Source organism: Mycobacterium sp. 050272 (genome assembly GCF_039023525.1).
GTDB lineage: Bacteria > Actinomycetota > Actinomycetes > Mycobacteriales > Mycobacteriaceae > Mycobacterium.
The window spans coordinates 47641-65670 of record NZ_JBCHKV010000021.1 but is presented as its reverse complement, the minus strand read 5'-3'; the positions used below and the strand labels follow the sequence as shown (position 1 = coordinate 65670).

The following is an 18030-nucleotide window of genomic DNA, read 5'->3' as shown; positions in this document are numbered from 1 at the left end:
CTTTAACCGGCGGTAGTGATCGAGTCGTCGGTGATGCCTGACGCGCGGCGAGCCGCCAGCCGGCGCCGCTGCGGCTCCATCGTGTAGCGAGGGTCACGGGCCGATGCCTTGCCCGCCTCGAAGAAGCCGAACCTCAACATCGCCGACGCCGTCAGCAGCGTCAAGCCGGACAGCGCGGCGACATCGCGGCGGTGCCCGCCGAACAACGCACCCAAACCGCCTGCGGCGGCGAGTATTTCACTCGTCTGTAGCATCCTGCCAGGCCTGCCCTGGTGCAGCGGTTCTCTGGTCACCGGGTCCATTCGGAACTCTGTGAACCTGGCCGAGATCAGATCCCCGACCGCACCGATGACCGCCAGCTTGCGCGCGGGCCCGGCCTCGGAGACCGGGGTGGTGATCATCGCCAATCCCGAGGCGGCCAGGCTCGCGGAGCTGACGAACACGAACGGCAGATCTCGGTACGCGGCGTTCCACGTCGGGGTGGCCGTGTCGGTGAGCAGCACCGCGGTGTAGACGGCCAGCGGTGGCGACAACACCGCGGCACCCAGGCCGGCCGGTGCCTCCACGGCGCGCAGCACGGACCGCAACGGGCCCAACGGAATTCGCTCGCCCGTCATCCGATCGATCTCGGCAACCGCGGCTATTCCGATGCCAGCGCTGAACGAGCTGAGGATCCACGAACCGATGCTCATCGGCGAGGTCAGCTTGACGGTCCGCAGCATGTTGACGAAACGTTCGGGCCGGCCCAGGTCCTTCACCAGCGCGACCGCGCCCAGCGACACCGCAATCAGCGCGGACAGTCTTGTATTGCGGCGCAACTTATTTCGGCCGGTGAGCTGAGCGCCGGCCGCGAGCAGGCCGGAACCGCCCGCGACGCCTCCCAAGAACAGGTAGGCGGCCACTTCATGTCCCCAGGGCGCGGGCTTGACCACCGGACGGCCGTAATACGAGGTGAACTCGGCGTCGGGGACCATCGGCATTTCGCGCGAACCGTCGCCGCCGCCCCGACGAGCGCCACGCGCGCCTTTCCTGCGCCGCTTGCCTCCCTCGGGTTCTGGCGGACGAAAGCTGTCGAATTCCGAGGTGCTCACCGGCTACTCCAGAACGCCAGCACGGCGGCTCCGGCCATGCCGACCGCAGCCATCGTCGCCCGCTTGAACATCGTCGGCAGGTCGGCCGTGCACACCCGCGGATCCGGCGGCAGACCGTAGACCTCGGGTTCGTCGAGCAATAAGAAGACCGAGCCGGTACCGCCGACACCGTCGTGCTCGTTGGCGCCGTAAAGCCTTGCTTCAGTGCGCCCTTCGGCGTGCAGCTGGGCTACCCGCTGCCGCGCTCGGTCCACCAGGTCGTCGTGATCACCGAACTTGATCGACGTGGTCGGACAGGTCTGGGCGCAGGCGGGTACCTGGTCCTCGATCAGGCGGTCATAGCACAGCGTGCACTTCTGGGCGACGCCGGTGACGAACTCCTCCTGCGGGCGGCCCGGCCGGTCCACCGGCGTCGCATACGTGCCGTCGCTGCGGCGCTCGACCACGCCGAAAGGGCAACCCGCGACGCATGTTCCGCAGCCGTTGCACACATCGTGCTGGACCACCACGGTGCCGAACTCGGTGCGGAATAACGCCCCGGTGGGGCAGACGTCCAGACAGCCCGCGTGCGTGCAGTGCTTGCAGACATCCGAGGACATCAGCCAGCGAAACTCGGGAGTGTCTGGGGGTTTCGAATCGGCGGGGACGTCCGCACTACGCTGTTTCGAATCGGCGGGGACGTCCGCAGCACCCGGGATCGCGGGCATGCCCAGGCTCACCAACGCGCGACCGGATTCGCGTGCCTCCTCGATGCGGTCGCGGCCCTGCTCGATGAACGCCACGTGCCGCCAGGTGCTCGCGCCCAGCGCGCCGGTGTTGTCGTAGGACGAGCCCAGCAGCTCGAGGTCGCCGTCACGCGGGTTGCGATTCCACTCCTTACACGCCACTTCGCACGCCTTGCAACCGATGCAAATCGAGGTGTCGGTGAAAAAGCCCTTGCGCGGCTTGACATCTCCCCACCCGGCATCAGCGGCTGGGTCACTCGGTCCGATCAGCTGAGCCATCGGTTCCCTTCCCGTCTCGCTCGCGATCGATGCTCTCCCACACAGCTTCGCTCACTCGAACATTGTCCGTCTCCACGGTGGCGCCCGCGCGCGACTGGTATTCCTCGATCAACCGCAGCAGCTTCGCGCCTTGCGGCCGGCGGCCGGGCTGGATGTCGCAGGACCCGGCCTTGGACTCCTGGATCTGCACGTTCGGATCCAGCGTCACGCCCAGCAGATCGTTGGCCCCGTCCCCGCTCACCACCGCGTCGCTCCCGACACCCCAGTGATAGGGCAGCCCGATCTGGTGCACCGTGTGGTCGCCGATTCGCAGCGGGCTCATCCGCTCGGTAACCAGCACCCGTGCCTCGATCGCCGCGCGCGGCGAGATGATCGTGGCCCACCCGTAGGGCTCGAGCCCGCGTTCGGCGGCCAGCTCGGGTGAGACTTCGCAGAACATCTCCGGTTGCAACTCCGAGAGATAGGGCAGCCACCGGCTCATGCCGCCGGCGGTGTGATGCTCGGTGAGCCGGTAGGTGGTGAACACGTACGGGTACACGTCGGCGCCCGGGTCGCCGGCGCTGGGAGCGCTCAGATTGTCCTTGCGCGGGAAGGTGATTCGCGAAGGGTTCTGCTGTTGCGGGTAAAGCGCGTTGGCGACCGGCGACTCCTGCGGCTCGTAGTGCGTGGGTAACGGCCCGTCCACCACACCCTTGGGCGCGAACAGCCAGCCCTTGCCGTCAGCCTGCATGATGAACGGGTCGTCGCCCGCGATGGCGTCCGGGCCGCCGACGTCTGGGTCCGGCCGGCTACCCGGTGCCCGGTCGACCACGAAGTCGGGCACGTCGTGACCGACCCAGCGCTGCTGCTCGGGGTCCCACCAGATGTAGCGCTTGCGCTCGCTCCACGGCTTGCCGTCGGGGTCGGCCGAGGCGCGGTTGTACAGAATCCGCCGGTCCAGCGGCCACGCCCAGCCCCACTGCGACTGGCTGGGCCCGGTGCCGCCGTGTGGCACCCGCCGGGCGGCCTGGTTGACGCCGTCCGCGTACACACCGGAGTAGATCCAGCATCCGCAGGACGTCGACCCGTCGGCACCCAGTTCGGTGTACCCGGGCACCGGCTGGCCGGCTTTCGGCCCGGTCAAATAGCAACCACTGATCTCGGCCAGTACGGCCATCGAATCGGGCTCGCCACGCTCATCGGTGGGATAGTCCCAGGTCAGATCCAGCAGCGGCCGGTCGCGTTCGTCGGCGGATCCGGCCAGCCGCTGCCGGATTCGTTTGCCCAGCTCGAAAAAGAATTGCAACTCGCTCTGGCAGTCGCCGGGCGGATCGACGGCCTTGTGCCGCCACTGCACAAGGCGTTGGGTCTGGGTGAAGGAACCGGCCTTTTCGACGTGCGTCGCCGCCGGGAAGAAGAACACCTCGGTCTCGATGTCCTCGGTTTTCAGCTCGCCGGAAGCGATCTCGGGGCCGTCCTTCCAGAAGGTGGCCGACTCGATCATGTTGAGGTCGCGCACCACCAGCCACTTCAGGTGCGCCATACCCATGCGTTGCATCCGGCCGTGCGCCGATCCGACGGCCGGGTTCTGTCCCAGCAGGAAATACCCGTCGACCTCGTCGTCAAGCATCGACATGACCGTCTGATACGTGCCGTGCGGTCCGGACAGCCGCGGCAGGTAGTCGTAGGCCCAGTCGTTGTCCTCGCGGGCCGCGTCACCCCACCATGCCTTGAGCAGGCTGACGATGTAGGTGTCGGCGTTGGCCCAGAAGCCTTTTTGGTTCTTCGGCCCGACCGATTTGATGTAGTCAGCGAAGGTGTCGTGCACACCGGCCTTCGGCATCGACAGGTAGCCGGGCAGCAGGTTGAACAACGTCGGTATGTCGGTAGACCCTTGGATGGTCGCGTGTCCGCGCAGCGCCATGATGCCACTGCCCGGGCGCCCCACGTTGCCCAGCAGTAGCTGCAAAATCGTTGCGGTGCGGATGAATTGGGCGCCCAGCGTGTGCTGCGTCCAGCCAACGGCGTAAGCGAAGCAGGTGGTGCGCTCCCGGCCCGAGTTGGCGACGAGCGTGCGTGCGAGGTAGTCGAAGTCCTCGATGCTTATGCCACAGACGTCGCGCACCATCTCCGGGGTGTACCGCGCATAGTGCCGCTTGACGATTTGAAACACCGTCCGCGGATGCTGCAGGGTCTCGTCGCGCATCACCCGGGCGTGCGGCAACGGCGGGCCGCCGCTGCCGTGCGCATCGCCGGCGGCGCGGGCCGAGGCGCTGGCACCGTGTTCCTGATCGGCTTCGTCTTGCTCCTGTCCCGCATAGGCCCACGTCGATGGGTCGTACTGTCCGGTCTCGGGATCATAGCCGGAGAACAGGCCGCCCAAATCCTCTGCGTCGCAGTAGTTTTCGTTGATCAGAGTGGCGGCGTTGGTGTAGGCCACCACGTACTCCTTGAACCACTTGTCATTGCTGATGACGTAGTTGATCAGCGCGCCCAGTAGCACCACGTCCGAGCCCGCCCGGATCGGAATGTGTTTGTCCGACACGGCCGAGGTGCGGGTGAAGCGCGGATCAATGTGAATCAGCTTCGCGCCGCGCGCCTTTGCCTCCTCGACCCACTGGAAGCCGACGGGATGGCACTCGGCCATGTTGGAGCCCTGGATGATGATGCAGTCGGCGTTGGCCATGTCTTGCAGTGACTGGGTGGCGCCACCGCGCCCGAAGGAAGTCCCCAGACCGGGAACTGTGGAGCTGTGTCAAATACGAGCTTGGTTCTCGATCTGGATCGCGCCGGCGGCGGTGAAGAGCTTCTTGATGACGTAGTTCTCTTCGTTGTCCAGGGTGGCTCCGCCGAGCGCGGCGATCTTCATGGTGCGCCGCAGGGGATGGCCCTTCTTGTCGATGTCCTGCCAGGCATGCCGGCGGGCCTCGACGAAGCGGTCGGCCACCATGTCGATGGCGGTGTCGAGATCGATCGACTGCCATTCGGTCGCGCGCGGGGCGCGGTAGAGCATCTTGGTCTGCCGCTTCGGCGAGTTGACCAGCTGCTCACTGGCCGATCCCTTGGGGCACAGTCGGCCACGCGAGATCGGCGAGTCCGGATCGCCCTCGATTTGGACGACCTTCTCGTCCTTGACGAAAACCTTTTGGCCGCAGCCGACCGCGCAGTACGGGCACACGCTTTGCACGACGCGGTCGGCGGTCGTGGTGCGTGGGGTCAGCGCACGGGTGTGCTTGGAGGTCACCGCCGGCCCGCGGCCGAACGCGTCGGCCGAACGCAGCTGACGGATGACGGGCCATTCGAGAAAGATCTTCGGCGAGGGCAGCTTCGAAGCCATGCCTTGAAGCCTAGTGGGGCGCGCGATCGATTACCCGGCGGGAACCGGCGCGGTATTCCACCGCGCCTCCTACGATGTTTGCTGTGATCAGCGACAACACCCGGGCTACCGACGCCGATCGCAACAACGCCTGTCAAGCGCTCGACGCGGCACTCGGCGACGGCCAACTGTCGACAGAGGAACACCGCCAGCGGGTGAGCGCCGCAACCAAGGCCACCACCCTGAGCGAATTGCAGTCGCTGCTTTCCGACCTGCAAACCCATTCCACCCCGGTCACGCCGGCGGCCCCGACACCGAAAGTCGGTAGCCGGGCCATCTGGATCGCGGGCGCGGCGGCCTCACTGCTCTTACTGCTGGGTGCGGGTTTCGCCGTGGTGCAGTGGAACAGGCCATCAGGCACGTCTGCGCCGAATCTGACCACGACGTCGCCCAGCATCGGCTCCGGCGGCAACACCGCGAGTGCGGCACCGCAGCCGCAGCAATTGCTGAGCTTCGCCGGAATGACGACCCTGCTGGCGCAGATGCGCACCCAGTTCGGCGACACCCTCGGCTATCAGCTCAACGTCTACCAAGACCAAGCGGTGGTGATGCGTCCGGACACCGCCAACCCACACAAGATCGTCACCTGGCTCTACCGCGACGGCAACTGGGCGGACCTCGGCCCCCGACCCTCCCCGCTGTCGAACTTGGCGGTCGGGGACCTGAGCAAGTTCGACGCGCAGGCTGTGCTCGGCGTCGTACAGCAGGCACCCCAGACGCTGCACATCTACGACGCCAACCAGATATTCCTGACAATCGAGTCACGCAAGGACGGCTCGTTGGGCCTGCGGGTGCACGCCTCGTCCGCCGGGCAGAGCGGAACCATCACCATCGGCACCGACGGCGCCGTCATCGAGATCGCGCCGCCCGCCCGTTGACCGCGCGTCGGTCAGGTGATCGACGCGGCGTAGATCTCCGCAATGTTCGATCCGAGCTTCTCGTCGAATTCCGCGTCGCTCTGCTGGGCGGTCAGTCCCTCGGTCAACGCGCGCGAGAAGCTGGCGATCAGTCCGTGATTGCGGGCCAGGATCTCGCAGCTCTCGGTCAGGCTGTAGCCGCCGGACAGCGCGACCACCCGAAGTACCCGGGGGTGCTCGATCAGCGGCGCGTAGAGGTTGTCTTCGTCGGGCAACGTCAGTTTGAGCATCACCTGCCGGTCGCCCGGGAGCTCGTCGAGTTTCGTGTGCAGCGCCGCCACCAGCAGACCGTCCGCCTTGGGCTTGTCCGGGCTCTTGATGCTGACCTCGGGCTCGACGATCGGCATCAATCCGCGCTCGGCGATGTTGGCGGCGTACTCGAATTGCTGGTCGACGATGGCGTTGATGCCCGCCTCGTTGGGCTCTTGGATGAACGAGCGCATCTTGGTGCCGAATATGCCCTTGTCCACGGCGCGATCCAGCAGTGAGTCGAGTTTGGTCATCGGCTTCATCAGCTGGACACCGTTTTGGGCATCGCCGAGGCCCTGGTCGACCTTCACGAACGGCACGATGTGCTTCTGCTTCCACAGATAGGCCGCGGTGTCTTCGCCGTTGATGGCCCGGTCCATGGTCTGTTCGAACAGGATCGTGGCCAGTACCCGGTCGCCGGAAAAGCTGGGGCTGGCCATCAGGCGCTCACGCATCTCATGGATGAGGTTGAACATCTGCTCGTCGTTGTCGTACGCATCCTGCTCAATCCCATACAGCTTCAAGGCTTTTGGCGTACTGCCGCCGCTTTGGTCCAGCGCGGCGATAAAGCCACGCCCCGACGCCATCGCGTTGCGTTGTTCTTCGTTCACTGCGTTCCTTCCGTCGTCGCCTGGTCCGGGTCCGCGGGCCGCCGCTGGGAACCCCCAGGTTCCAGCATTGCGCACCACCAGCCCCTGCGCCTACAGGCATTTCGGCCCCTGGCGGCACACCGCAGCGCGGTGATTTGATCAGGATCTATTGACTGAGGTGATCGGCATATGTGACGATTTCGTCAGAATCAGCGAGTCGCGCGGATGAGCGGCTCCGCCGGGCAGCGAGGAGATTCCCTATGAGCAAGAGGCGCGAGGATGTCGCTACCGCCTACTGGCATGACATCTACAGCCGCGCCGCCGTGCTCGACCCCTACCCGCACTATCGGCGACTGCGCGACGCCGGCCCGGTGGTCCGGCTGCACAGGCACCGGGCCTACGCACTGCCGCGCGACGCCGAGTGCAAAGCCACACTGCGCAACGACTCGGCGTTCATCTCCGGACGCGGCGTCGCGCTCAACCCGTTCAGCAACCGACTGTCGCGCGGCACCACACTCAACAGTGACGGCACCGAACACGATCAACGCCGGAAGCTTCTTGCTCACCGGCTGATGCCCAGGGCACTGCGCTCCGTCAGCGAAACCATCGAAAAGATGGCGGATACCGTGGTCGACGCGGCGCTACGACGCGGCACCGTCGACGCTGTCGCCGATCTGGCGACGGCCCTGCCGCTGGCCATCGTCCCCGATCTCGTCGGCTGGCCCCGCGATCGACGTCAGCATCTGATCGAATGGGCCGGCGCCACCTTCGATGTCCTCGGCCCACTCAATTGGCAAGCCGTGAAAGCGACTCCCCGCAGCCTGCAGATGTTGCTGTTCGCCCGTCGTGTGGTGCGGCAACGCGACGTCCTGGACGGAAGCATGGCGCACGAACTGCTCTGCGCCGCCGACGCCGGCCAGCTCAGCTACGACGATTGCTCGGCACTGATGATCGATTACATCGCCCCATCGCTGGACACGACGATCAGCGCCATCTCCAACGCCCTGTATCTGTTCGCTACACACCCCGATCAGTGGCGCCTGGCAAAAGACGACCCCGGGCTGATCCCCAATGCCGTCAACGAAGTGATCCGCTATGAATCGCCGCTGCGCGCCTTCGCCCGCCAGGTACGCCACGACACCGAGATCGCCGGCACGCCGATACCTGCCGGATCACGGGTTCTGGTCATGTACGCCTCAGCCAACCGTGACGAGAACGAATGGGACAGACCCGAAATCTTCGACATCCGCCGCGACGCTGGTCGCCACATCGGTTTCGGCCACGGAACCCACGCCTGCGCCGGTCAGGGACTCTCCCGGATGGAGACCGCCGCCATTTTGCGCGCCCTGCTGGAACGGGCGGACCGAATCGAAGTCGTCGGGCAACCCGTCTGGGCAGTGAACAACATCATCCGCCGACATCAACACCTTCCGCTCAAGTTGATACCGGCCTGAACATCTCGGGCGGCCTAATCGACACCTCGACCGGGTAGCGGTCGCGGTGTATGCGAGCGGCACCGGTTTGCCATCGGCATGGTGAGTGAGTACTCTCTCACCATGCCCGATTCGGGACGCGATCGACTGCTGGCGGAGGCGCTGAAGCTCTTCGCCGCCAAGGGCTATGCGGCGACGTCTGTCGCCGACATTCAGCGGGCGTCGGGCCTCGCCCCCGGATCGGGAGCGTTGTACAAGCACTTCGCCTCCAAGCGTGAACTGCTGGAGGCGGCGGTGACCCAACGGATCGAGAGCATCGTCGCCGCCCGAGAGCAGTTCGATGCCGGGCAGCCCGGCAGCGTCGAGCAAGCGGTGCGTACCGCGGGGCAATTGATCTGGAGCAACCTGAACCACAGCGAGGATTTGCTCAAGGTGATGCTGCGCGAACCCGAGGAGCTCGGCGATCTCGACGAGAAGACCTGGCAGGTCATCACCGACAACGCCTATCAACGGTTCGCCGACGAGCTGGCCGCGTCCAATCGCTCAGGCCGTACCAGCATTCCCGATCCCGAGGCCGCGGCGGCCGTGGCGATCGCTTCCCTGTCTCACGCAGCGACGCTGCAGGCGCTGTCCGGACGCTTGCCGGGCAACGTCGACGAGGATCGCTATTTCGAAGCATGGGTCACCCAGACCGTTAGCGTCCTCGCACAACACACCAATCCCAGAAACCGTTGAGTATCAACCTCTTCCAGGAGTAGAACTATGACTTTCTCACTGCAACTAAGCGACGACGTCATCGAGGTACGCGATTGGGTGCACCAGTTCGCGGCCGAAACCATCCGCCCCGCCGCGGCCGAATGGGATGAACGGGAGGAAACTCCGTGGCCGGTGATCCAGGAGGCCGCGAAGGTGGGCCTCTACTCCCCCGACTTCTTCGCGCAGCAGGCCGCCGAACCGACCGGCCTGGGCTTCCTCACCGCGTTCGAGGAGATGTTCTGGGGCGACGCCGGCATCGCGCTGTCCATCATGGGGACCGGCCTGGCGGCAGCGGCGTTGGCGGGCAACGGAACTCCCGAGCAGCTTGGACAGTACTTGCCCGAGATGTTCGGTACGCCCGGCGACCCCAAGCTCGGTGCGTTCTGCTCGTCGGAGCCCGACGCGGGTTCCGACGTCGGAGCCATCCGCACCCGGGCCCGGTTCGACGAGGCGACGAACGAGTGGGTGCTCAACGGCACCAAGACATGGGCAACCAACGGCGGTATCGCCAATGTGCACATCGTGGTGGCGTCGGTCTATCCGGAGCTGGGCACCCGCGGCCAGGTGTCGTTCGTCATCCCGCCGGAGACCAAGGGGCTGTCACAAGGGCAGAAATTCAAAAAGCACGGTATCCGCGCGTCGCACACCGCCGAGGTGGTCCTCGACAATGTCCGGTTGCCCGAGGACTGCATTCTCGGCGGCCGCGAGAAATTCGAGGCCCGGATCGCGCGGGTCAAATCCGGCGCCTCGGCGGGTGGCCAGGCGGCGATGAAGACCTTCGAGCGCACCCGTCCGACCGTCGGCGCGATGGCCGTCGGCGTGGCCCGGGCCGCCTACGAGTACGCACTCGAATATGCCTGCCAGCGTGAGCAATTCGGCCGCAAAATCGGCGAGTTCCAGGCGGTGGCATTCAAGCTCGCCGACATGAAGAGCCGGGTCGACGCCGCTCGCCTGCTGGTGTGGCGTGCCGGCTGGATGGCTCGCAACAACCAGAACTTCGACTCCGCCGAAGGCTCGATGGCCAAGCTGGTCGCGAGCGAGGCCGCGGTCTACGTCACCGACGAGGCCATCCAGATCCTCGGCGGTAACGGCTACACCCGCGACTACCCCGTGGAGCGGATGCACCGTGACGCGAAGATCTTCACCATCTTCGAGGGGACCAGTGAGATCCAGCGCCTGGTGATTTCGCGGGCCTTGACGGGTTTGCCGATCCGTTAGGTTTGACGGCATGAAACGTGCGGTCGTCGCGACAATCGGATCCATCGTCCTCGGCTCCTGGGTGAGCATGCCCCCGGCCGCCGCGGACAACCCCGTCTGTACGGCGTCGCTGTGCGCGTTCTTGTCTCCGTCGCGCAACATCAGCTGCGAGGTCAACTACAAGCGCGACCCCAGTCTCCCCGACGAGGTGTACTGCCAGACCTTCTCGCCGGAACAGTCGGCGCACCTGTCCACGGGCGGGGTCGTCACCAGCTGTAAGGGCGTTTCGTGTGTTGGCAATCCCGGGGAGAACACTCCTACCCTTGCTTACGATCAGACCGCGAGTGTGGGCCCCTTCAGTTGCACGTCCAAATCGGACGGTGTGACCTGCACGGTCTCCGGTGGCAAAGGATTCACGATCTCCACTGCGGGAATCACGTCCGTCGGTTGAGGCTGTTCGCCTTTCGTCCCCCAGCTGGCGGCGCAAGCCGGGGCGGGCAGGGCAATCGCGGTGGTGACGGCCGTCTCGGCGCTGGCGTTGCTGCTACGAATGCGACGGCCGATTGGGTCGGCGGGGCAGGGCAACTGACACCTGCCCGGCGGCCACCAGACATGATGACCGCATGACCACCGAGCTCCGGGTTCTCGACAGCGAGGACGACCTCATCGCTGCGCTTAACGTCTTTCGCGTCGCGATGGTCGGTTTTCCACCGATATCCGATCTGCCACCCGGCCAGATCACCAAGATGATCGACCCTGGACGGATGGTCGGGGCGTTCGTCGGTGGGCAACTGGTCGGCACCGCGTACGCCGGGACGAACACGTTGACCCTGCCCGGCGGAGCGGCCGTGAGCCATGCCGCGGTGACAGATATCGGGGTGCTGCCGTCGTTCACCCGGCGGGGCATCGCCACCGACCTGGTGCGCCACCAGCTAACCGACTTCACCGCGCGAGGGGAGGTGGTCGCATCGTTGCGCGCGTCGGAGGCCACGATCTACGGGCGGTATGGCTACGGCGTGGCGAGTGCGATGCAGAGCACGCAGGTCCAGACCGCGCGGGCGGCGTTTCGTCCCGGAGTCGCAACGGGTGGGCCGGTGCGACTTGTCGGTGCCGCCGAGGCCTGGGAGATGCTGCCTCGCATCTATGACGCCCATCGCCGATCCCGGGCAGGGACCATCGACCGGCCCGGAGTGTGGTGGGAGGGCGTGCGGCTGCGCACCGAATTATCTTCTGGGGCTTGGTATGTCGCCGTGCACGGCGAGCCGGGCGACGAGTCGGGTTTCGTCCGCTACCGCCCGGTCGACACCGACAGGTGGTTTGTCAGCGAGCAGCGCACCATCATGGTTGAGGATTTCTTCGCGCCCACCGTCGATGCCTACCTGGGGCTGCTGCGCTTCCTGCTCGGGCTGGATCTGATTGACCGAGTGACGTTTTGGATGCTGCCGCTCGATGATCCGATGCCGTCGCTATTGGTCGATCGCCGGGCGGTCAAGGTGACCGCGGTGCATGACGAAACGTGGTTGCGTGTCGTCGACGCGGAACGTGCGCTGGCGGCGCGCTCCTACGCCGGTGACGGCGCCGTCACCGTTGCCGTCAATGACCCACTGCTGCCTAAGAATTCGGCCAGGTACACGATTAGCGGCGATGGCGCCGAGGCCACGACTCGGCCCGCCGATCTGCACGTCGGCATCGAGGGGCTGGGTGCGGTGCTGCTGGGCGGCACGACCTGGCGCAGTCTTGCTTTGGCGGGGCTGGCGCGGGCCGAGAATCCGGCGATGCTGACCGTGGCGGACCGGCTGTTCGCCGTTCCCGAAGCACCCCATGCGGGAACGTTCTTCTGATCAGTCTCGGACAACCCTGACCGGGTAGAGGTTGTGGCTGCCCTGGAAGCCTTTCAACTCGGCTTCGCACGGTGCGCAGAGTTCGATATCGGGTGCGCCGTCGATCGCGTCGCGCACCGACTCGCTGACCAGGATCTCACCGCCATCGGCCTGCCCGGCGACCCGGGCCGCCATCGCGACGTTGCGCCCGAAAAGGTCGTCGCCGCGCCGGACCGACGGCCCGAGGTGCATACCGATCCGGACGCGAATGCCTTCGGTGTCTTCGAGCAGGGCGCGTTGCACACCGATGCCGCACAGCACGGCCTGGCGGGGATCGGCGAAGGCGATCATGAATCCGTCGCCCTGATTTTTCACCACGTGACCGCCGTGGTCGTCGACGAATTTCTGGATGAGCCTGTTGTGCTGTTGCAGCACCCGCACCCATTCGCGGTCGCCCAGGGCCTCGTTGTGGGCGGTCGAATCCTCGATGTCGGAGAAGGCGATCACGACATCACCGTCGGCGGTGAGCCGGGCGAGGTCGGGCCGTTCCACCTGCGCCCAGCCGGCGAGGTCTTCGACCGAGTTGCGGACCGTCGCGCCGACGCCTTTGGTCAGGAGCGAATCTGCCGTCTTGAATGCGGTTCGGATCGCCAAGGGCGCGACTCCGCGTCGGCGCCGGCGTCGCCCACTGCTGCGCCGGCTGCGTTCGAGCGCGGCGCGTGCGCCACTGAGCTGCCGACGCGACACGATGAGCAGCACGCCGAGCGTGATCAGGCCGCCGAGTTCGGCCACCGCAACCACAGTCAGCACCACCGTCATTGGGCCGAGTATGCCGCAGCGCTGCGTCAGCGGTTTTCGGCAGACCTCTGGATCACCAGACGTACCCCGGCCGCCACCAGGTCGGGCTGGTGGATTTGGATGAAGTGGTCGCTGTCGGTCGCGATCAGGTGGGGTGTCTGCGGCCGCAGCGCGATCAGATCCGACGCGCCGTCTCGCCAGGCCCGCTCCAGCGTGGCGCTCTGCTCATCCGACACGCTGCCGGGAACCGCGAACGGCTCGGTCCTCGTCAGTACGACGGTGGGCACCGGCGGGAAAGGTCGTGCCTCGGCGACCTGCGCGATGCTCTTGTCGAAGTCGATCACCTCGAACGAATCCGCATTCGCGAACTGCGGCAACGGATGATCCAACTGTTGGCGGTAAATCGGCCAGTCCGATCCCATCAGGGCCGGGATCTCGACGGCGAAGGCGTCGACAAACGCGCATGCCCGCACCTGGTCGGGATAGGTCTGCGCGTACAGGCGGATGAACAGCCCGCCGAGCGAGTGCCCGACCAGAACGTAGGGGCCCGGCACATGGGCGGCAGCCAGCAAGGCATGCAGATCTTGGACAACGTCTTGGGCGGTGCGTGGCATCGCAACCGGTGAACTGCGGTCGCTGATGCTGGGCGGGTCGGGATAGCGCAAGGTGCCGGGCCGGTCATAGGCGCAGACGCGGTGGTCGTCGGCCAGAGCAGGCAGCACACCCGGACCGACAGCTGGGGCAACCACCTGGGACTGATTCCACGGGTCCGACGAGTTGTGATAGCCCGATTCCAAAATGATTGTCGGACTGCCCCTTCCGTGGCATTCCAGATAGAGGTGGCGGCCGTTGCCGATCTCGATCGGACCGGCAAAGTCGCCGCCGCCGCCCGACCCTGATGCAGCGTGGTGATTGGCGCCGCATCCCACCAGCGCGATTAGCACTGCGATGGCCGACAGAAGTCTCAATGCGCTATCTGCGATCCGCATCGCGTCATTGTGCAGCTAAGCCAGCCATGCGTAGCGGAATTCCGGGCAAGCTCGTGCACGGCGTTTCGTACCGTGTGCGCCGGCGATGCCGGCCCGGATGCCATGGGAGATGATGCATAGGTGACGGTCGAGAAGACGAGCGAGGTGTTGCGCGTCGGCGACAACTTCGAGCCCACCTTCGAGCATGAGCTGGCGGCTCGCTACGAAATTCCCTTACTCCCAGGCGGTCCGCGACGCGCCGAGTTCCTAGCGCAGCATGCGGCGCAGATTCGCGTGGTGGTGACCTCCGGCCGCTACGGCGTCGACGCCGAAATCATCGCAGCGCTGCCCAATCTGGAAGCGATAGTCAACAACGGCGCAGGAGTGGATTTGATCGACCTGGCCGCGGCCGGCCAACGGGGCATCGGCGTGAGCAATACTCCGGATGTGCTGTCGGACACCGTTGCCGATACCGCGCTGGGGCTGATCCTGATGACACTGCGCCGATTCGGTGCGGCCGACCGCTACGTGCGAGCGGGCCGGTGGGCAAGCGAGGGACAATTCCCGTACGCCAGAGACGTCAGTGGCCAACGGGTCGGCATCTTGGGATTGGGCCGCATCGGATCGGCCATTGCTACCCGGTTGCTCGGATTCGGCTGTGCCATCGCCTATCACAACCGGCACCGAATTGACGGATCGCCGTATCGTTACGCCCAGTCGCCGCAAGAGTTGGCCGAATCGGTCGACGTGCTGGTCGTAGCCACGACCGGCGACGAGCAGGCTCGTCATCTCGTCGACCGCTCCGTCCTTGCGGCGTTGGGTCCCGACGGCTATCTGATCAACATTGCTCGCGGGAGCGTCGTGGACCAGGACGCGCTAGTGGAGTTGCTCGCCGCCGGCGCACTGGGCGGAGCGGGCCTGGACGTGTTCGCTGATGAGCCCAATGTGCCTGCGGCGCTTTACGATCTGGACAACGTGGTGCTGTTCCCGCACATCGGTAGCGCGACAGCGCGCACCCGACGGGCGATGGCACTGCTGACGATCCGCAACCTCGAGAGCTACCTGAACACCGGCGAGCTGGTTACACCGGTGTTGCGCCGCCGCGGATAACCCACTACCGCCGCCGCACCAGCCGCTTCTCCACCGTGGCCAAGGCACTGTCGGTCAATTTGCCCAGCGCGGCCAGCAGGACGATGGCCAACAACATCACATCGGTGCGTCCAGTGTTCTGGCTGTCCAGCAGCAGGAACCCCAGGCCCTTCGAGGACGCGATCAGTTCGGCGGCGACCACGAACAGCCACGCATTGGCCAGGCCTAATCGCAGCCCATTCACCAATTCCGGTGCCGCGGCGGGCAACATCACCGTGGCCAGCAGCGACGCGCCGCGTCGACCGTAGGCCCTTCCCACCTCCACCAGCTGCGGGTCGACGTGTGAGAGCGCAGATGCCGTCGTCGTATAGACGGGAAAAAACGCGCCGATGGCGACCATCAGAATCTTCGGCGTCTCGTCGATGCCAAACCACAAGAGCAACAACGGAACCCATGCCAGCGAAGGCACGGTGCGAAACGCCGCGACGGTCGGCGCCAACAACCGGCACACGATTACCGACAGCCCGACCAGGGAACCCAGCGTGAGCCCCGCGACGGCGCCCGCAAAATAGCCGACCAACACCCGAGAACCGCTGGCCTGCAAGTGAGTCCAGAGTTCACCACGCCGTATGAGCCCACCCAGTGCCGACACCACGTCGCCGGGAGGCGGAAGCTGGCTCGGTGAGAAGAACCCCGTGGTCGCGGTGGCGAGCTGCCAGATCACCAGCAGCAGCACCGGGACAATCAGTCCCACTAACGCCAGCGGCAACTTCGCCAGCCGGCTCGATCGCGACGTCAGTGCGCTTGCTGAGCGAATTTCGGTTCGATCAGCGTGCTCAGCGCGTTGCGGCCCGCATCGTCGGACTTGATATCGGAGTCGGCTACCGCCAGCGGCTCCACCCGCGTCAGTACCGTACGCACCGGGTCCCCCGGCACCGAGTCGATATCCACCAGTGTCCGGGTCAGCTCCTCCTGCGCCACGCTCAGCGCTATGTTCGCCTGCGAGGCCAGCAATGCCGCCAGTTGATCGGGGTGTGCTTTCGCCCACTTCCGGGCCTCCTCATAGCTGTTGACGACCGCCTGGAGCGCTTCGGGGTGATCGGCGATGAAATCCTCGCGGGCATCCAAGACGCCGTAGGTGTTGAAACTGCGGTTGCGGTAGATGAAGCGTGAACCCTGCTGCTGGATGGTCTGTGCGATGAACGGATCCAGCCCGGACCACGCATCGACGTTGCCGCGCTCCAACGCGGTCTTGCCGTCGGCATGCTGCAAGTTGACGATCTCGATATCGCTCGGTGAAAGTCCGGCTGTGGCAAGCGATTGCAACAGGAAGAAGTACGGGTCGGTGCCTTTGGTGACGGCTACCTTCTTGCCCTTGAGATCGGCCACCGAATTGATCGGCGAGTCCTTGGTGACGACCAGTCCCGTCCACTCACCGCCGGCATAGAGGTCGACGACCTTGATCGGTGATCCGTTAGCCCGCGCGACCAACGCGGCGGACCCGGCGGTGGATCCGACGTCCAGCGCTTTGGACCGCAGCCCCTCGTTGGCCTTGTTGCTGCCGGCGGAAAGCACCCATGTGACGTTGTAACCGCGGCTTTCCAGCAGGTGCTGGTCGCGCACCACCAGACTCAACGGGTTGTAGTAGGCGTAATCCAGATGGATGTCTCTCGACGCCGTAGGACCCGCATTCGAACCGCAGCCCGATACCGCGATGACGCCGGCGATCATCGCAATCGAGGTCCGGTAACGACCTTTCACCATACTTTTGCCTCACTGCCTCGTCGGGGTACACCGAGCTCGTCCAGCAATTGCTCCCGCAACGCGGCGATTCGCGGATCCCCGCGGTCGCGTGGTTTGGGTATCGCGACCTCATGCGTCGCGGCAATACGGGCCCCGCGCGAGTCATCCGCGCGCAGAATCAGCACTCGGTCGGCGAGGATCGCCGCCTCGTCCACGTCATGGGTCACCAACACCGTTGTCGTACCTGCCTCTTGCTGCACGGCATCGAGCAGGTCCTGCATCCGCAGTCGCGTCAGCGCGTCAAGGGCGGCCAGCGGCTCGTCCAGCAAGAGAACGCGCGGGCGTCGCGCCAGGGCCCGCGCGAGGCCGGCGCGCTGCGCCATCCCGCCGGAGACTTGCCGCGGATAGTGTTGGCCGAACGCGCGTAACCCGACGACCTCAAGCCAGTGTTCCACTGCACCAATACCTTTAGCGCGTGCCGTGCCAGGCGCCAGCCCGTAGGCCACGTTCGCGGCCAAGGATCGCCAGGGCAGCAGCCGCGGCTCCTGAAACACCACCGCGCAGCGTGGGTCAATTCCGCGCACCGCTTCGCCGTCGATCTCGATCCGTCCCCCGGTAGGACTGTCGAGACCGGCGATGAGCCGCAGCAGTGTCGACTTGCCGCTACCCGACGAGCCGAGCAGCGCGACCACCTCGCCGGGCTCGATTTCGACGTCGACCTCGTGCAGCACGGTATGTGTTCCGAAGGTGCGGTCGACACCACGAAGGGACACCCGGGCCGGCGCCGGATTGGTCGACATCACCCGCGCAGCCTAGGAATCGCTGTGACAGAACACCAGGTTTGCTTCGGGCATGATTCAAACCTCGCCCCGTTGGGCAGTCTTCGGGTTGACAACTGCAGTTGTATCGCGAGTCGGAATAACCGCCCGAGCGGCGCCGTCTGTGGACAAGGTGCAGCGCTAATTTTCGCGGCGCGCTTCAAAAACCAGAACGCTGTGGCCGATATCACCGCGATACACA

16 protein-coding genes are annotated in these 18030 nt (G+C 65.7%); 7 read left to right on the top strand and 9 right to left on the bottom strand.

Features of this window, described 5'->3' with window-relative positions:
* Positions 1-2: 2 nt before the first annotated feature.
* The 3 genes from nrfD to fdh are packed head-to-tail and all read right to left on the bottom strand — an operon-like array spanning position 3 to position 5411.
* Positions 3-1091: an NrfD/PsrC family molybdoenzyme membrane anchor subunit gene (gene nrfD / locus AAHS21_RS27890; RefSeq protein ID WP_342930749.1), complete on the bottom strand. Its 1089-nt coding sequence runs from the start codon at positions 1089-1091 to the stop codon at positions 3-5.
* A complete protein-coding gene (locus AAHS21_RS27885) occupies positions 1088-2095 on the bottom strand; it encodes a 4Fe-4S dicluster domain-containing protein (RefSeq protein ID WP_342930748.1) in 1008 nt (335 codons plus the stop codon). The genes nrfD and AAHS21_RS27885 overlap by 4 nt, the downstream gene beginning before the upstream one ends.
* Complete coding sequence (gene fdh / locus AAHS21_RS27880) at positions 2070-5411, bottom strand: formate dehydrogenase (protein ID WP_342930747.1); 3342 nt, start codon at positions 5409-5411, stop codon at positions 2070-2072. Before fdh ends, AAHS21_RS27885 begins: the two co-directional genes overlap by 26 nt.
* An 83-nt stretch (positions 5412-5494) precedes the next feature.
* On the opposite strand from fdh, the gene AAHS21_RS27875 reads away from it, so the two are divergent.
* The gene (locus AAHS21_RS27875) at positions 5495-6328 is read left to right on the top strand and encodes a DUF1707 domain-containing protein (RefSeq protein WP_342930746.1); all 834 of its coding nucleotides are present in this window, start codon (positions 5495-5497) and stop codon (positions 6326-6328) included.
* Positions 6329-6339: 11 nt separating this feature from the next.
* Here the strand turns inward: AAHS21_RS27875 and AAHS21_RS27870 are convergent, their stop codons facing one another.
* Positions 6340-7227, bottom strand: a complete 888-nt coding sequence (locus tag AAHS21_RS27870) for a fructose bisphosphate aldolase (protein ID WP_342930745.1) — start codon at positions 7225-7227, stop codon at positions 6340-6342.
* A gap of 239 nt (positions 7228-7466) precedes the next feature.
* Here AAHS21_RS27870 and AAHS21_RS27865 point away from each other — a divergent pair, with 239 nt between their 5' ends.
* From AAHS21_RS27865 to AAHS21_RS27845, 5 genes are all read left to right on the top strand, one after another.
* Positions 7467-8660 carry a cytochrome P450 gene (locus AAHS21_RS27865; protein ID WP_342930744.1) on the top strand — a complete coding sequence of 398 codons (1194 nt, stop codon included), beginning with the start codon at positions 7467-7469 and terminating at the stop codon, positions 8658-8660.
* A gap of 102 nt (positions 8661-8762) precedes the next feature.
* Positions 8763-9374 (top strand): TetR/AcrR family transcriptional regulator, encoded by a 612-nt coding sequence (locus AAHS21_RS27860; protein WP_342930743.1) that lies wholly within the window; start codon positions 8763-8765, stop codon positions 9372-9374.
* Between the two features lie 27 nt (positions 9375-9401).
* Entirely contained in the window at positions 9402-10613 is a 1212-nt protein-coding gene (locus AAHS21_RS27855; RefSeq protein WP_036465727.1) for an acyl-CoA dehydrogenase family protein, read from the top strand.
* A 10-nt stretch (positions 10614-10623) separates the two neighbouring features.
* Positions 10624-11043, top strand: a complete 420-nt coding sequence (locus AAHS21_RS27850) for a hypothetical protein (protein ID WP_342930742.1) — start codon at positions 10624-10626, stop codon at positions 11041-11043.
* A gap of 172 nt (positions 11044-11215) precedes the next feature.
* Complete coding sequence (locus AAHS21_RS27845; RefSeq protein ID WP_342930741.1) at positions 11216-12433, top strand: GNAT family N-acetyltransferase; 1218 nt, start codon at positions 11216-11218, stop codon at positions 12431-12433.
* Here AAHS21_RS27845 and AAHS21_RS27840 read toward each other — a convergent pair whose 3' ends face one another.
* Entirely contained in the window at positions 12434-13231 is a 798-nt protein-coding gene (locus AAHS21_RS27840; RefSeq protein WP_342930740.1) for an adenylate/guanylate cyclase domain-containing protein, read from the bottom strand.
* A 26-nt stretch (positions 13232-13257) separates the two neighbouring features.
* Entirely contained in the window at positions 13258-14199 is a 942-nt protein-coding gene (locus AAHS21_RS27835; protein WP_342930739.1) for an alpha/beta hydrolase, read from the bottom strand.
* 120 nt (positions 14200-14319) lie between these two features.
* On the opposite strand from AAHS21_RS27835, the gene AAHS21_RS27830 reads away from it, so the two are divergent.
* The gene (locus AAHS21_RS27830; protein WP_342930738.1) at positions 14320-15288 is read left to right on the top strand and encodes a 2-hydroxyacid dehydrogenase; all 969 of its coding nucleotides are present in this window, start codon (positions 14320-14322) and stop codon (positions 15286-15288) included.
* Positions 15289-15292: 4 nt separating this feature from the next.
* Here the strand turns inward: AAHS21_RS27830 and AAHS21_RS27825 are convergent, their stop codons facing one another.
* From AAHS21_RS27825 to AAHS21_RS27815, 3 genes are all read right to left on the bottom strand, one after another.
* Positions 15293-15991 carry an ABC transporter permease gene (locus AAHS21_RS27825; protein ID WP_342930776.1) on the bottom strand — a complete coding sequence of 233 codons (699 nt, stop codon included), beginning with the start codon at positions 15989-15991 and terminating at the stop codon, positions 15293-15295.
* Between the two features lie 71 nt (positions 15992-16062).
* Positions 16063-17028, bottom strand: a complete 966-nt coding sequence (locus tag AAHS21_RS27820; RefSeq protein WP_342930775.1) for an aliphatic sulfonate ABC transporter substrate-binding protein — start codon at positions 17026-17028, stop codon at positions 16063-16065.
* Entirely contained in the window at positions 17025-17783 is a 759-nt protein-coding gene (locus AAHS21_RS27815) for an ABC transporter ATP-binding protein (protein WP_342930774.1), read from the bottom strand. Before AAHS21_RS27815 ends, AAHS21_RS27820 begins: the two co-directional genes overlap by 4 nt.
* Positions 17784-18030: the final 247 nt, after the last annotated feature.

What these genes read in the sequence shown, in the direction of transcription:
- AAHS21_RS27860 (WP_342930743.1), top strand. Translation starts at nt 8,763, where the DNA reads ATGCCCGATTCGGGACGCGATCGACTGCTGGCGGAGGCGCTGAAGCTC.
- AAHS21_RS27850 (WP_342930742.1), top strand. Translation starts at nt 10,624, where the DNA reads ATGAAACGTGCGGTCGTCGCGACAATCGGATCCATCGTCCTCGGCTCC.
- AAHS21_RS27855 (WP_036465727.1), top strand. Translation starts at nt 9,402, where the DNA reads ATGACTTTCTCACTGCAACTAAGCGACGACGTCATCGAGGTACGCGAT.
- AAHS21_RS27865 (WP_342930744.1), top strand. Translation starts at nt 7,467, where the DNA reads ATGAGCAAGAGGCGCGAGGATGTCGCTACCGCCTACTGGCATGACATC.
- AAHS21_RS27835 (WP_342930739.1), bottom strand. Translation starts at nt 14,199, where the DNA reads ATGCGGATCGCAGATAGCGCATTGAGACTTCTGTCGGCCATCGCAGTG.
- AAHS21_RS27840 (WP_342930740.1), bottom strand. Translation starts at nt 13,231, where the DNA reads ATGACGGTGGTGCTGACTGTGGTTGCGGTGGCCGAACTCGGCGGCCTG.
- AAHS21_RS27885 (WP_342930748.1), bottom strand. Translation starts at nt 2,095, where the DNA reads ATGGCTCAGCTGATCGGACCGAGTGACCCAGCCGCTGATGCCGGGTGG.
- AAHS21_RS27845 (WP_342930741.1), top strand. Translation starts at nt 11,216, where the DNA reads ATGACCACCGAGCTCCGGGTTCTCGACAGCGAGGACGACCTCATCGCT.